9 protein-coding genes are annotated in these 14,382 nt (G+C 71.5%); 7 read left to right on the top strand and 2 right to left on the bottom strand.

Annotated elements, in window-relative coordinates; translation table 11 throughout:
* Window positions 1-39 precede the first annotated feature (39 nt).
* The gene (locus ACFQ7C_RS13700) at window positions 40-1,593 is read left to right on the top strand and encodes a glycerol-3-phosphate dehydrogenase/oxidase (protein ID WP_378902437.1); all 1,554 of its coding nucleotides are present in this window, start codon (window positions 40-42) and stop codon (window positions 1,591-1,593) included.
* An 87-nt stretch (window positions 1,594-1,680) separates the two neighbouring features.
* Complete coding sequence (locus ACFQ7C_RS13705) at window positions 1,681-3,069, top strand: APC family permease (protein WP_378901970.1); 1,389 nt, start codon at window positions 1,681-1,683, stop codon at window positions 3,067-3,069.
* Between the two features lie 31 nt (window positions 3,070-3,100).
* On the opposite strand, the gene ACFQ7C_RS13710 is transcribed toward ACFQ7C_RS13705, so the two are convergent.
* Window positions 3,101-6,820 carry a multifunctional oxoglutarate decarboxylase/oxoglutarate dehydrogenase thiamine pyrophosphate-binding subunit/dihydrolipoyllysine-residue succinyltransferase subunit gene (locus ACFQ7C_RS13710; protein WP_378901973.1) on the bottom strand — a complete coding sequence of 1,240 codons (3,720 nt, stop codon included), beginning with the start codon at window positions 6,818-6,820 and terminating at the stop codon, window positions 3,101-3,103.
* A gap of 177 nt (window positions 6,821-6,997) precedes the next feature.
* Between ACFQ7C_RS13710 and ACFQ7C_RS13715 the strand changes: the two genes are divergently transcribed.
* From ACFQ7C_RS13715 to ACFQ7C_RS13730, 4 genes are all read left to right on the top strand, one after another.
* Complete coding sequence (locus ACFQ7C_RS13715; RefSeq protein WP_378901976.1) at window positions 6,998-8,455, top strand: GuaB1 family IMP dehydrogenase-related protein; 1,458 nt, start codon at window positions 6,998-7,000, stop codon at window positions 8,453-8,455.
* Window positions 8,456-8,843: 388 nt separating this feature from the next.
* Window positions 8,844-9,656 carry a hypothetical protein gene (locus ACFQ7C_RS13720; protein WP_378901979.1) on the top strand — a complete coding sequence of 271 codons (813 nt, stop codon included), beginning with the start codon at window positions 8,844-8,846 and terminating at the stop codon, window positions 9,654-9,656.
* 280 nt (window positions 9,657-9,936) lie between these two features.
* Window positions 9,937-11,265 carry a hemolysin family protein gene (locus ACFQ7C_RS13725; RefSeq protein ID WP_378901982.1) on the top strand — a complete coding sequence of 443 codons (1,329 nt, stop codon included), beginning with the start codon at window positions 9,937-9,939 and terminating at the stop codon, window positions 11,263-11,265.
* The gene (locus tag ACFQ7C_RS13730) at window positions 11,262-12,320 is read left to right on the top strand and encodes a hemolysin family protein (RefSeq protein WP_378901985.1); all 1,059 of its coding nucleotides are present in this window, start codon (window positions 11,262-11,264) and stop codon (window positions 12,318-12,320) included. Before ACFQ7C_RS13725 ends, ACFQ7C_RS13730 begins: the two co-directional genes overlap by 4 nt.
* A gap of 60 nt (window positions 12,321-12,380) precedes the next feature.
* On the opposite strand, the gene ACFQ7C_RS13735 is transcribed toward ACFQ7C_RS13730, so the two are convergent.
* Window positions 12,381-13,445, bottom strand: coding sequence for an NADH:flavin oxidoreductase/NADH oxidase (locus tag ACFQ7C_RS13735; protein ID WP_378901988.1), 1,065 nt, complete (start codon window positions 13,443-13,445; stop codon window positions 12,381-12,383).
* Window positions 13,446-13,486: 41 nt separating this feature from the next.
* Here ACFQ7C_RS13735 and ACFQ7C_RS13740 point away from each other — a divergent pair, with 41 nt between their 5' ends.
* Window positions 13,487-14,353 carry an NAD(P)H-hydrate dehydratase gene (locus ACFQ7C_RS13740; protein WP_378901991.1) on the top strand — a complete coding sequence of 289 codons (867 nt, stop codon included), beginning with the start codon at window positions 13,487-13,489 and terminating at the stop codon, window positions 14,351-14,353.
* Window positions 14,354-14,382: the final 29 nt, after the last annotated feature.

The raw sequence follows: 14,382 nt of genomic DNA on the forward strand, positions 1-14,382 counted from the left end.
AGGCGCGGTCTGCCCGTGCGGCATCATGTCAGGGTGCAGATGCGCATCGTGGGGCGCACCCCCTCCTCCTCGGCACTGTCCGCGGCCCGGCGCGCCCGCGAGCTCGACGCGCTCGCCGACGAGGGCGAGATCGACCTGCTCGTCGTCGGCGGCGGCATCACCGGCGCCGGGATCGCGTTGGATGCTGCGAGCCGCGGTCTGCGCACGGTGCTGGTGGAACGGCACGATCTGGCGCACGGCACGAGTCGGTGGAGCTCCAAGCTCGTGCACGGCGGACTGCGCTACCTCGCCTCAGGACAGGTCGGCATCGCGCACGAGAGCGCGTCCGAGCGGCACATCCTGATGACCCGCACCGCGCCGCACCTCACGCGCGCGCTGGCCCAGGTGGTCCCGCTCCACGAGCCGGGGCACGTGGTCCGGGGCGCGTATATCGGCATGGGATACGAGCTCGGCGACGGCCTGCGCCGTGCCGTCGGCACCCCCGGCTCGCTGCTGCGGGCGCCAGGAGCCATCGGCCGCGACGCGATGCTCGCCCTCGCGCCCGCCGTGCGTGCAGACGGCCTCCGCGGCGGCGTACGCGGCTGGGACGGGCAGCTCATCGACGACGCCCGGCTCGTCGTCGCCGTCGCGCGGACAGCTGCCGGGTATGGGGCATCCGTTCTCACCCGTGTCGAGGCGGTGTCGGTCGACGGGCGCGCGGCGACCCTGCGCGATGCCGTCACCGGTGAGACCATGCAGGTGAATGCGCGCGCCGTCGTCAGCGCGACGGGGGTGTGGGCGGGCGAGCTCGATCCCGAGGTGCGGCTGCGGCCGAGTCGCGGCACTCATCTGGTGGTGTCGACGGATCGCCTCGGCGGGTCGGACGTATCGCTCACCGTGCCGATCGCGGGTTCGGCGAGCCGATTCGTCTTCACGCTCCCCGCGCAGCACGGCCGCACCTACATCGGTCTCACCGACGTGCCGGCGGACGGACCGATCCCCGACGTGGCGCACGCGACCGAGGCCGAGATCGAGATGCTCCTCGGCACCGTCAACACCGTGCTGGCCGAGCCGCTCGCGCGGGCCGACGTGCTGTCGACGTTCGCCGGGCTTCGGCCCCTGCTCGCGGGGGCGGACGACCACGAGACCAGCGACCTGTCGCGCCGTCACGCGATCATCGAGTCGGGGAGCGGCGTGCTCAGCATCGTCGGCGGCAAGCTCACGACATACCGGCGCATGGCCGAGGACGCCGTCGACGCGGTGATCCGCCGCGACCCCGGATTCGCACCGAGGCCGTCGCCCACGCGCTCGATCCCGCTCGTCGGAGCGTGGCCGCGACATCGCCTCGCCGAGATCGCAGCGGCCCCGCGCCTGGTGCGCCGGTTCGGCGCGGAGGCGCCCTACGCGGCATCGCTCTCCGAGGGTCCTTCTGCCGCGCGCGGCGTGACCGCGCAGGAGCTCGAGTGGGGCGTCGCCGTCGAGGGCGCCCTGAGCATCGCCGACCTCCTCGATCGGCGCACGCGCCTCGGCCTCGTGACGACCGATCGGAACGCGTCGACGGATGCTGCCGCCGCCGCCTTCGCCCGCGCCGGCGTCGACCCGCTCGACCTCTGACGCCCCGCGTGCGGGTTGGCAGGAATCCGCCCGAGGACGGCCGGGCGGGCGCGGCCGGGTGTCGGATGCGCTCGGCAGACTGGGACGGTGACCCACAGCGCAACGCACGGCGGACTGGGCGTCGTCCAGGGGACGGCGCTGTACATCGCCTCGGTGCTGGGCACCGGACTCCTGGTGCTTCCGGGCCTGGCGGCCGACGTCGCCGGCCCGGCTTCGATCGTCTCGGTCCTCGCCGTCATCGTGCTCGCCGTGCCGCTCGCCGGCACCTTCGCGGCGCTCGCGGCGCGCTACCCCGATCCGGGCGGCGTCGCGAGCTACGTGCGCCGCGCGCTCGGCCGCACCGCGGCGCGCGCGACGGGCTACTGGTTCTACTTCGGCGTGGCGGCCGGGTTCCCGGTGCTCGCCGTGCTCGGCGCGGAGTACCTCACCGCGATCCTGCACATCGATCGCGTCGCGGTTCCCATCCTCGTGTTCGCGATCCTCATTCCTCCCTTCGCCGTCAACATGCTCGGGGTCCGGGTCGCCGGCTGGGTGCAGTTCGTGCTGACGGGGCTGCTCGTCGGCATCGTGGTCTTCGTGGTCTCCGCTGCCTTCCCCGCAGTCGAGGCGGCGAGCTTCACGCCGTTCCTGCCCCACGGCTGGGCGGGCGTCGGCACCGCGATCAGCCTGTTCGTGTGGGCGTTCGCCGGCTGGGAGGTCGGCACGCACATCTCGGGCGAGTTCCGCGACCCGCGCCGCAGCATCCCGATCGCCACAGCCATCGCCCTGGTGGTGACGGGCCTCGCCTACCTGCTGCTGCAGGTCGTGACGGTGGGCGTGCTGGGTGAGGAGGCGGGCGCCGGTGCGGTGCCGCTGCTGTCGCTCGCCGAGGCCGTCGCGCCGGGGTTCGGGCCGACCGCCGTCGGCGCCGTCGCCGCGATCGTCGTGCTGGGCGTCATGAACGCCTACCTCGCCGCGTTCGGCAAGCTCGGCGCGTCCCTGGCCGCATCCGGCGATCTGCCCCGCGTGCTCGCGCCGGGCGCCGAGCCGGGCGGCGTGCCGCGGCGCGCCCTCGCGCTGACGTTCGTGATCGCGATGGCCTACTGCGCGATCGCGCTCGCGACCGGCGGCGACCTGGAGACGTTCATCCTCATCCACACCAGCAACATGGTGTCGATCTACGCGGCGGGCATGATCGCCGCGACGCTCATCCTGCCGCGCTTCACGGCGGGCTGGTTCATGGCGGTGATCGCCGCCGTGCTGTCGGTGGGGCTGCTGTTCCTCGCGGGGGCGAATCTGCTTCCGGCGGCCGCGCTGGCGCTCGCCGCCGTCCTGGTGACGGTGTGCCAGCGCCTGCGGGGGCGGCGGGCGGATCAGCCGGGCGGCGACGCGGTCGCCATCGATCACGCGGCAGAATCCGGGTCCCCCGTCGGGGTGAAGACGGCGGCGGCCCCGGCAGAACGCCGTTCGGCCCTGGACCCCTCAGCACGCAGCTGAGGCTCCAGGGCCGAACCGGCGGAGGCGCCGCTCAGAGAGTGAGCGCCTGCTGCATGATCTCGGCCTGCTCGGCGGCGTGCACCTTCGGCGAGCCGGTCGCGGTGGAGGCCGCGGCGGCGCGCGAGATGCGGCTGATGGTGCGCCCGTTGAGGTGCTTCACGACCTCGAGGGCGATGAACGGCCAGGCGCCCTGGTTCTCGGGCTCGTCCTGCACCCACACCAGCTCGGCGTTCGGGTACGAGTCGATCACCGCGTTGAGCTCGTCGATCGGCGCCGGGTAGTACTGCTCCAGGCGCACGAGGGCGATCTCGGGGTTCGGGTTCTTGTCGAGCTCGGCGCGCAGGTCCCAGTGGATCTTGCCGGCGTGCAGCAGCACGCGCTTGACGGCGGACTTGTCGATGCTGCGGTCGTCGTCGATCACCGGCTCGAACCGGCCGGTGAGGAAGTCCTCGACGGGGCTCGTCGCACCGCGAAGACGCAGCATCGCCTTCGGCGTGAAGACCACCAGCGGGCGGCGCGGACGCGCGTACGCCTGGCGACGCAGCAGGTGGAAGTACGACGCCGGGGTCGACGGACGCGCAACGGTCATGTTGTCCTGCGCGCACATCTGCAGGTACCGCTCGATCCGGGCCGACGAGTGGTCGGGTCCCTGACCCTCGTAACCGTGGGGGAGCAGCAGCACGACGCTCGACTGCTGGCCCCACTTCTGGTCGGCGGCCGAGATGTACTCGTCGATGACCGACTGGGCACCGTTGGCGAAGTCGCCGAACTGGCCTTCCCACAGCACCAGCGAGTCGGCGCGCTCGACCGAGTAGCCGTACTCGAACGCCATGGCCGCGTACTCGCTGAGCAGCGAGTCGTAGACGTAGAAGCGGCCCTGGTCCTCGCTGAGGTTCGTGAGCGGGATCCACTCCTGGCCGTTCGCGCGGTCGTGCAGCACCGCGTGGCGCTGCACGAACGTGCCGCGGCGCGAGTCCTGGCCGGCCAGGCGCACGTTGGTCTTCTCGAGCAGCAGCGAGCCGAAGGCCAGCAGCTCGCCGAAGCCCCAGTCGATCGAGCCGTTGCGGCTCATGTCGAGGCGCTTGTCGAGCAGCTGCTGCAGCTTGGCATGCACGGTGAAGCCGTTGGGCTTGTTCACGAACGTGTCGCCGATGAGGCTCACGACCTCGCGCGAGACGCCGGTGGTCTGCGGCTCGCCGGCAGCCGGCACGGCGCCGGCATCGGGCACGAGGATCGGCGACGAGCCCGTCTCGGCCGCGTGCGTCTCGGCGAACGCGATCTCGAGGCGGTTCTGGAAGTCCTGCTTCGCCTTGTCGTACTCTTCCTCGGTGATGTCGCCGCGACCGACGAGGGCCTCCGTGTAGAGGCGACGCACCGAGCGCTTCGCCTCGATGAGGTTCGTCATGAGGGGCTGCGTCATCGACGGGTCGTCGCCCTCGTTGTGACCGCGGCGGCGGTAGCAGACGAGGTCGACCACGACGTCGCGGTGGAACCGCTCGCGGTAGGCGAAGGCCAGCTGCGCGACGCGGGTGACGGCCTCGGGATCGTCGCCGTTCACGTGGAAGATCGGCGCCTGGATCGTCTTGGCGACGTCGGTCGCGTACACCGAGCTGCGCGCGTCGGTGGGGGTCGTGGTGAAGCCCACCTGGTTGTTGACGACCACGTGGACGGTGCCGCCGGTGCGGTAGCCCCGCAGCTGCGACATCTGCAGCGTCTCGACGACGACGCCCTGGCCGGCGAAGGCCGCGTCGCCGTGGACGAGGATCGGCAGCCATGTGAAGGTGCCGATGGGCTTGCGGTCCTGCTTCGCGCGGACGATGCCCTCGAGCACGCCGTCGACGGTCTCGAGGTGCGACGGGTTCGCGGCGAGGTAGACGGGCAGCTCGGACTCGTTGTCGGCGACGAACGTGCCCTCGGTGCCGAGGTGGTACTTCACGTCGCCCGAGCCGCTCTTCGAGCCGATCGCGACCGAGCCCTCGAACTCGCGGAAGACCTGGCCGTACGTCTTGCCGGCGATGTTGGTCAGCACGTTGAGGCGACCGCGGTGCGCCATGCCGATCGCGGCGCCGTCGAGGCCCGCCTGGGCCGCGCCCTGGAGGATCTCGTCGAGGAGCGGGATCAGCGACTCGCCGCCCTCGAGGCTGAAGCGCTTCTGGCCGACGTACTTCGTCTGCAGGAACGTCTCGAACGCCTCGGCCTGGTTCAGCTTGTCGAGGATGCGCAGCTGCTCGTCGTGGCCGGGCTTCTGGTACTTGACCTCGACGTTCTCCTGGAACCACGCGCGCTGCGTGGGGTCCTGGATGTGCATGTACTCGATGCCGATGGTGCGGCAGTACGAGTCGCGCAGCACGCCGAGGATGTCGCGCAGCTTCATCTGGCGCTTGCCGCCGAAGCCGCCGGTGACGAACTCGCGGTCGAGATCCCAGAACGTCAGGCCGTGCTGCTCGATCTCGAGGTCGGGGTGCGTGCGCTGCTGGTACTGGAGCGGGTCGATGTCGGCCATCAGGTGACCGCGGACCCGGAACGAGTTGATGAGCTCCTGCACGCGCGCCGTCTTGTCGACACGCTCGGCCAGGTCGACGTTGATGTCGGACGCCCAGTGGATCGGGGCGTACGGGATGCGCAGCGCCGCGAAGATGTCCTCGTAGAAGCTGCGCTGGCCGATGAGCAGCTCGTGCACCTTCTTGAGGAACTCGCCCGAGCCGGCACCCTGGATGACACGGTGGTCGTAGGTGCTCGTGAGCGTGATGGTCTTGCCGATTGCGAGCTCGTTGAGCGTCTTCTCGCTCGCGCCCTGGAACTCGGCGGGGTACTCGAGGGCACCGGCGCCGACGATGCAGCCCTGGCCCTTCATCAGGCGCGGCACCGAGTGGACGGTGCCGATGCCGCCGGGGTTGGTCAGCGAGATCGTGGTGCCCTGGAAGTCGGCCGCGGTGAGCTTGTTGTTGCGGGCGCGGGTGACCAGGTCCTCATACGTGGTGAGGTACTCGTTGAACGTCAGCTGCTCGGCGCGCTTGATGCTCGGCACGAGCAGGGCGCGGGTGCCGTCGGGCTTCGGAAGGTCGATCGCGATGCCGAGATTGATGTGCGCGGGCGCGACGAGCGACGGCTTGCCGTCGATCTCGGCGTAGAACACGTTCTGGCTCGGGAAGTCCTTGAGCGCCTGGATGATCGCCCACCCGATGAGGTGCGTGAAGCTCACCTTGCCGCCGCGGGTGCGCGACATGTGGTTGTTTATGACGATGCGGTTGTCGATCATCAGCTTCGCCGGCACCGTGCGGACGCTGGTCGCCGTCGGGACGGTCAGCGACTCGTCCATGTTGGCGGCGAGCGTCTTCGGCATGCCGCGCAGCGTCGTGACGACGTCGGCATCGGCCTCGCCGTCGGCCGCGGAGGGCTCGGCCTTGGGCGCCTGCGCCGGGATCGGCTGCGGGGCCGCGGGACGCGCGGTCGTGCGCGCCACCGGCTGGGTGCCGATCACCGGGATGGGCGCGGTCACCGGCCGGGGCTCGGACGCCGCCGGCGGGGTGGCCGCCGGAGCCGCGGCCGCCGGCGCGGGCGCAGCGGGTGCGGCGACCTCCGTCGGTGCTGCGCCGCCGGACGGGTGGTAGGCCTCGAGAACGGGCCACCACGCCTTGTCGACGGAGTTCCGGTCGATCTTGAACTGTTCGTACAGCTCCTCGACGAGCCACTCGTTGGCTCCGAACTCTCCCTCGTTCGAAACCCCGACGCCCGTCACCTGGCTCGACACGCTGAATCGCCTGCTTTCATCGGTGAAGTTCTGGGATGCGCGCGGGACACGACGGCCCGCACACGCGACGGTTAAGCCTAGCCCAGTCTTCGCGGGCGGTTCCGGCCTGAGGCGCCTCGGAACCTGAAAGAACCCGCATGATTATCCGCACAGGAACTGTCACTACCCTTGGCGGTCATGGAGTTCTACGGCGAAACCCCCGACGTCGACCTGACCTACTCTGACGTCTTCCTCGTCCCGCGGCGTTCGGCGATCACCAGCCGCCTGGATGTCGACCTCGCGCCCGGCGACGGCACGACGGCCACTCTGCCCCTCGTGTCGGCGAACATGAACTCTGTCACCGGCGCCCGCCTGGCGGCCACGCTGGCTCGTCGCGGCGGCCTCGGAGTGCTCCCGCAGGACATGCCGCTGCAGGAGCTGGATGCCGCGATCCGCTGGGTCAAGGCGCAGCCCGTCGCCTGGGACACCCCGCTCGTGCTCCCGCCCGACGCGACGGTCGCGGACGCCGCCCGGCTGCTGCCGGCCACTGAAGGCCACGGCATCGTCGTGGCCGATGCGTCGTCCGGCCGTGTCGACGCCGACGACATCCTGGGCATCGTGCCGGCGACCCGCCTGGGCACCGCGCTGCCCGACGCGCGCCTGGGCGACCTCGCACGCGGGCGCGCAGCATCCGTCGACGCCGACGACATCGAGAGCGCGCGCCATGCCTTCGACGTGATCGTCGCCGCGGAGGCCGAGACGGTGTGCGTGCTGCACCACGGACACCTCGTCGGCACCCTCTCGCGCCGCAGCGCCCTGCGCTCGACGCTGTACCGGCCTGCTGTCGACGCGTCGGGCCGCCTGATCGTCGCGGCCGCCGTGGGGATCAACGGCGATGTCGCGGCGAAGGCCCGCGCTCTCGCCGGCGCGGGGGTCGACGTGCTCGTCGTCGACACCGCGCACGGTCACCAGGAGGGCATGCTGCGGGCGCTGCGCGCGGTCGCCGACCTCGATCTCGGCATCCCTATCGCCGCGGGCAACATCGTGAGCGCCGAGGGCGTGCACGACCTCGTCACCGCGGGCGCCACCATCCTCAAGGTCGGCGTCGGCCCCGGCGCCATGTGCACGACGCGCATGATGACGGCGGTCGGCCGCCCGCAGTTCTCCGCGGTGCTCGAGACCGCCGAGGCGGCCCGCATCATGGGCGCGCACGTATGGGCCGACGGCGGCGTGCGCTACCCGCGCGACGTCGCGCTGGCGCTGGCGGCGGGTGCGGCATCCGTCATGATCGGCTCGTGGTTCGCGGGAACCATCGAAGCGCCCGGCGAGCTGCAGATCGATGCGGCCGGCCGCGCCTACAAGGAGTCGTGGGGCATGGCTTCGACGAAGGCGGTGCACGAGCGTTTCGGCCGGCTCGATCCGTACGAGCTCGCCCGCAAGGAGCTGTTCGCCGAGGGCATCTCCTCGTCGAAGATCTATCTCGATCCACTCCGCCCTGGTCTCGAGGACCTGCTCGACATGATCACGTCCGGCGTGCGGTCGTCGTTCACCTATGCGGGCGCGTCGACGGTCCCCGAGTTCCACGACCGTGCCCGCGTCGGTCTGCAGTCGGCGGCCGGCTACGAAGAGGGCAAGGCCCTGCCCGTCAGCTGGTAGGGCCTGACGGATGCCGCGGGCCGCGGCATCCGTGATCCCCGCCGTGACGGGAACGGCGCCAATTCCCTGTCGCGGCAACACAGATCTGTGCGGCCACCACAGGAAACCAGCGCCGCTGGCGGGGGACACGGACGGCTCCTCCCCACGCGCGCTGTCCCGCGAAGAGTCCACCGTTCGCCGGAGCATGTCGCGACAGCACAGGCGTGGTGGAGATCGTGGGCTGATGCAGCCGAGGAGTGCACCCGCGATCAGGATCCATCGTCGTCGCGACCGCGATGGGCAGCCGACCAACGATCGACGGCTCGCGCGGGAGCTGCGAAACGGTGAATACGTGCGCGTCGCGCCGGGGTCGTTCGTCCCGGGGAAGCCGTGGCGCGCGCTGAAACCGATGGACCAGCACTACATCCGCGTGGTGGAGACGATCGATCGCGCGCGAGGGCCCGTGGTGGTCGCGCACCACGCGGCCGCCGCGGTGTGGGGCATCGACATGATCGGGGCCTGGCCGCTTCTCGTCGACGTCCTCGTACCACGCACGAGCGGCGGTCGATCCTCGGGCGGCTATCGCCGGAGGACGACCACGCACGACGGTGCGACCGTCGCGTGGCGCGGCCATGAGATCACGACCCCGGCGCAGACGGCCCTGGACCTCGCGCGGAGCGGGACGTTCACTCAGGGAGTGATCGCCCTCGACCAGGCGCGATGGCGGCGCCGGCACGGTGGCTCACTCGCCACCCTGGACGAGTTGGAACTGCTGGCCGCCGAGAACGCGTGCCGCCGAGGATCGGCGAGGATGCTCCGTGCGCTCGGCTTCTCCACGGATCTCTCCGATTCGGTGCGCGAGTCCGAGGGGCGAGTGCTCATCGACCGGCTCGGGTTTCCTGCGCCTGTCCTCCAGACGAGATTCCGCCTGTCGGACGGGCGCAACGCCGATGTCGACTACTACTTCGAGGACTTCGACCACATCGCGGAGTTCGACGGCGTGGGCAAGTACCTCGACCCTGCCTTGCTCGAGGGACGGTCGCCGGAGGAGGCTCTCATCGCCGAGAAGGACCGCGGCGACGAGCTCCATCGCATGGTGCGGGCATTCTCGCGGTGGCGCACGCCGGCACACAAGAACCCCCGCCTCCTCTACGACATCCTCAGCGGTGCGGGCCTGCCGTCGACACGTGCGCGACCCCCCGAGGGCCTCGTGTGGCGATAGGGATGAGGCGATGCGCTGACGGGTGGTGTTTCCTGTTCGGGCGGTGAATATCTGGGGCGCCGCGTCAGGTATGTGGCGCCATGGCGAAGTGACGGCGGAGATGACGGATGCTGCCGGCCGCGGCATCCGTGATTCCGAAGGCTCCGTCAGCGCGGGCGGCCCAGCGTCCCCGGGATCGTGCGGCCGCCTGCCGTAGAATGGTCGGCACGATGGACGACCCTCCTAGTTGCAGACAATCGCCCCACCGACCCTCCTCCCCGATGAACGGGGGTGATGCGTGATGGATTACGTCATGTTGGGCGTGGGGCTTCTTCTCACAATCGGCACCGGCCTGTTCGTCGCGAGCGAGTTCGCGCTCGTGAACCTCGACCGGGCGGACCTCGAAGCCCGCCAGTCGGCAGGCGAGTCCCGGCTCTCGCTGACGATCAGCGCGCTGCGCATCACCTCGACGCACCTCTCCAGCGCGCAGCTGGGCATCACGCTGACCACCCTGCTCACCGGTTACACGATGGAGCCGGCGATCTCCAACCTGCTCGCTCCCGTGTTCGACGCGTGGGGCATCCCGGCCGGCGTCTCCCGGCCGCTCTCGGCGATCATCGGCGTCTCGATCGCGACGATCTTCTCGATGATCATCGGCGAGCTCGTGCCGAAGAACTTCGCGCTCGCCGTCCCGAGGCAGACCGCCAAGCTCGTCATGCCGTTCCAGGTCGCGTTCACGACGGTGTTCCGCCCGGCGATCGTCGTGCTCAACGGCAGCGCGAACGGCGTGCTGCGGGCCGTCGGCATCGAGCCCAAGGAGGAGCTGTCCGGCGCCCGCACGGCCGAGGAGCTGTCGAGTCTCGTCCGCCGCTCGGCGAGCGCGGGCGTGCTCGAGGAGGACACCGCGTCGCTCCTCGACCGCAGCCTCACGTTCGCCCGGCTGTCGGCGGCCGACGTGATGACGCCGCGCCCGAGCATCCACGCGCTCGCGGCCGACGACTCGGCCGAGGACGTCATTCAGCTCGCCCGGCGCACCGGCCACAGCCGGTTCCCGGTGTACGGCGAGGACATGGACGACATCACCGGCATCGTGCACCTGAAGGCGGCCGTGGGTGTGCCGCGCGAGCGACGGCAGGACGTTCCCGCCGCCGCGCTCGCGACCGCGCCCCTGCGCTTCCCCGAGGCCGTGCACCTCGACGTGCTCGTCGCCGAGCTGCGGGCCCGCGGGTACCAGATGGCCGTCGTCGTCGACGAGTACGGCGGCACCGCCGGCGTCGTCACGCTCGAGGACCTGGTCGAGGAGATCGTCGGCGAGGTGCTCGACGAGCACGACCGCCGCCGCGCCGGCATCGTGCGGGTCGACGACACCGTCCTCTTCCCCGGCGAGCTCCGCCCCGACGAGGTGCGCGACCGCACCGGCATCCGCATCCCCGAAGGAGACGTCTACGACACGGTCGGCGGTTACATCATGAGCGTGCTCGAGCGCATCCCCGTCGTCGGCGACAGCGTCGAGATCGAGGACGGCACCATCGAGGTGCAGCGCATGGACGGCCGCCGCGTCGACCGGGTGAGGTTCACGCCCACGCCGATGCCCCATGAGGACCAGGCCGAGGGGGGTGATCGCCGATGAGCGACTGGGCCGGAATCGCCTGGCTGGTGGTGCTCCTCATCGCCAACGCCTTCTTCGTCGGCGCCGAGTTCGCCGTCATCTCGGCACGCCGCTCGCAGATCGAGCCCCTCGCCGAGAGGGGATCGCGCGCGGCCAAGACCGCGCTGTACGCGATGGAGCACGCGACGCTCATGCTGGCGACGAGCCAGCTCGGCATCACGATCTGCTCGCTGCTGATCCTGAACGTGTCCGAGCCCGCCATCCACCACCTGCTGGCAGAGCCGCTGGGGCTCACCGGCTGGTCGGAGGCGGCCGTCGACGGCGTCGCCTTCGCGGTCGCGCTGATCCTGGTGTCGTACCTGCACGTCGTGTTCGGCGAGATGGTGCCGAAGAACCTCGCGTTCTCGGTGCCCGACCGCGCCGTGCTCATGCTCGCGACACCGCTGGTGTGGGTGTCGAAGGTGTTCCACCCGGTGATCGTGAGCCTCAACTGGACGGCGAACCACATCGTGCGGCTGTTCCGCGTCGAGCCGAAGGACGAGGCCGCCTCGACCTTCACGCTCGAGGAGGTCGCGACGATCGTCAACCAGTCCCGCATCGAGGGCGTGCTCGACGACGCATCGGGCACCGTCGCCTCGGCGATCGAGTTCACCGACAAGAAGGCCGCCGACATCGCGGTGCCGCTGTCGCAGCTCGTGACGCTCCCCGCGGTCACGACGCCCGACGAGATCGAGCGCGCGGTCGCCAAGCACGGCTTCTCGCGCTACGTGATCGTCGACGAGGCGGGCCTGCCGCTCGGCTACGTGCACCTGAAGGACATCCTCCGCGCCGCGGAGGGACCGGATGCCGCGACCGACGTCGCGCTCCCGATCGCGACGAAGCGCATCCACCACATGGTGCCGGTGCTCGAGTCGACCGACCTGGAGGACGCGCTCGCCGTGATGCGCCGCGCCGGCCGCCACCTCGCGCAGGTGCGCAACGAGGCCGGTGAGGTCACCGCGGTGCTGTTCCTCGAGGACATCATCGAGGAGCTCATCGGCGAGGTGCAGGACGCGACCCGCCGTCGCCTCTTCTGACGAACGAGATGAGCGGATGCTGCGGCCCCGGGCCGCAGCATCCGCTCATCGCATTCCGGGTCAGAGGCGGGCGCGGAGGTACTGCGCGGGCCAGTAGTCGATCTCGGCACCGAGCTCGAACGCGGCCCGCAGGCCGTAGTGCGGGTCGCGCAGCCACTCGCGGCCGGCCATGACGGCGTCGGCGAGGTCCTCGGCGAGCACCCGCTCGGCGTGCGCGGCGTCGTCGATCATGCCGACCGCGTTGACCGGCACGCCGGCCTCGCGCCGCACGCGCGCCGCGAGCTCGACCTGGTAGCCCGGCCCGGTGGTGAGCTTCTGGTGGGCGACGAGTCCGCCGCTGGAGATGTCGAAGAAGTCCGCGCCGCGCGCCGCCGCCCAGCGGGCGACGGTCGCGGTCTCTTCCGGGTTCCAGCCGCCGTCGGCCCAGTCGGTGGCGGAGAACCGCACGATGACGGGAACGCCGGGGGCGGCATCCGTCACCGCGTCCAGCACGCGAAGCAGCAGGCGCGCCCGGTTCTCGAGCGAACCGCCGTACTCGTCGTCGCGGAGGTTCGACAGCGGCGACAGGAACTGGTGCAGCAGGTACCCGTGGGCGCCGTGCAGCTCGAGCACCTGGAAGCCGGCCTCGACGGCGCGGCGCGCGGCCGCCGCGAAGTCCGCCACGATGCGGTCGATTCCGGCAGCGTCGAGGGCGACGGGCTCGGCGTAGCCGTCGAAGGCGATCGCCGACGGCGCGACGGTGGCCCAGCCGCCCTCATCGGCCGCGACCGAGCCGCGGCGTCCTGAGAACGGCCACCACGTCGACGCCTTGCGTCCGGCGTGGGCAAGCTGGATGCCCGCCACGGCGCCACGACTGCGGATCGCGGCGGCGATCGGCGCCCACGCATCGCGCTGCTCGTCGTTCCAGAGCCCGGTGTCGCGCGGCGAGATCCGGCCCTCCGGCGACACCGCGGTCGCCTCCGCGACGACCATCCCCGCGCCTCCCGACGCGAACTGTGCGAGGTGAGTGTGGTGCCACTCCTGGGGCACCCCGTCGACCGCGCTGTACTGGCACATCGGCGAGACCCACAGGCGGTTGCGCACCGTCACATCGCGCAGGGTGAGAGGGGTGAAGAGGCGGCTCATCGGGTCTCCGGATCGGATCGGGTGCGCGGTACTGTGGCCGCATGGTGAGGACGTGGACGCGCGCCGATGCCGCTCGCGCCTTGCGGAGGCCAACCGCCGACGATGACAAGTATTCCCGAGGCGTGCTGGGCATGCGGACCGGCTCCGAGGCCTATCCGGGAGCGGCGGTCCTCGGCGTCGAGGCCGCCTGGCGCACCGGCCTCGGCATGGTGCGCTACCTCGGACCCGACCGCCCGACCGCTCTGGTGCTCGCGCGTCGCCCCGAGACGGTGACCGCCGACGGCCGCGTGCAGGCGTGGGTGATCGGCTCGGGAACGGATGCTTCGGCCCGCACGCCGTCCGACACCGCGGCTCTGCGGGCGCTGCTGTCCGACACCGACCCCGTCGTCGTCGACGCGGGAGCGCTCGATCTCGCCGCCGAGGCCACGGCCCCGCGGATCCTCACGCCCCACGACCGCGAGCACGCACGGCTGCGGACCGCGCTCGGCCTCGGGCACACGCCCGCCGACCGGGTCGCCGCCGCCCGTGAGACGGCCGAGGCCACCGGCGCGGTGGTCCTGCTCAAAGGCGCGGTCACCGTGGTCGTGGCGCCGGACGGCTGGGCGGCCACGGTCGAGGCCGGCACGCCGTGGCTCGCGACCGCGGGGACGGGCGACGTGCTCGCCGGCGTGATCGGTGCGCTCGTCGCCGCAGCGATGGCGCAGGAAGGACGCACGGATGCCGCCACCCTGGCCGCGCTCGCCGCCTCCGGCGCGTGGCTGCACGGCCGGGCGGCCGCGATCGCGGCTCAGGGCGCGAGCATCGCGGGCGCCGCGAGCTCGCCGCCGTTCGGCGATGGTCCGATCACGGCGCTGGATGTCGCGGAGGCGCTGCCCCGCGCCGTCGCCGAGGCGCTCGCCCGCGCCTGACGTCGGCCCGCGGCGAGCACAGGATCGGA

This window comes from Microbacterium sp. NPDC056569, from assembly GCF_042793475.1.
Lineage (GTDB): Bacteria > Actinomycetota > Actinomycetes > Actinomycetales > Microbacteriaceae > Microbacterium.

Excerpts from the sequence above, each read along its gene's own strand:
- ACFQ7C_RS13735 (WP_378901988.1), bottom strand. The coding sequence starts at position 13,445 with ATGAGCCGCCTCTTCACCCCTCTCACCCTGCGCGATGTGACGGTGCGC.
- ACFQ7C_RS13740 (WP_378901991.1), top strand. The coding sequence starts at position 13,487 with ATGGTGAGGACGTGGACGCGCGCCGATGCCGCTCGCGCCTTGCGGAGG.
- ACFQ7C_RS13725 (WP_378901982.1), top strand. The coding sequence starts at position 9,937 with ATGGATTACGTCATGTTGGGCGTGGGGCTTCTTCTCACAATCGGCACC.
- ACFQ7C_RS13730 (WP_378901985.1), top strand. The coding sequence starts at position 11,262 with ATGAGCGACTGGGCCGGAATCGCCTGGCTGGTGGTGCTCCTCATCGCC.
- ACFQ7C_RS13715 (WP_378901976.1), top strand. The coding sequence starts at position 6,998 with ATGGAGTTCTACGGCGAAACCCCCGACGTCGACCTGACCTACTCTGAC.
- ACFQ7C_RS13720 (WP_378901979.1), top strand. The coding sequence starts at position 8,844 with ATGGACCAGCACTACATCCGCGTGGTGGAGACGATCGATCGCGCGCGA.
- ACFQ7C_RS13700 (WP_378902437.1), top strand. The coding sequence starts at position 40 with ATGCGCATCGTGGGGCGCACCCCCTCCTCCTCGGCACTGTCCGCGGCC.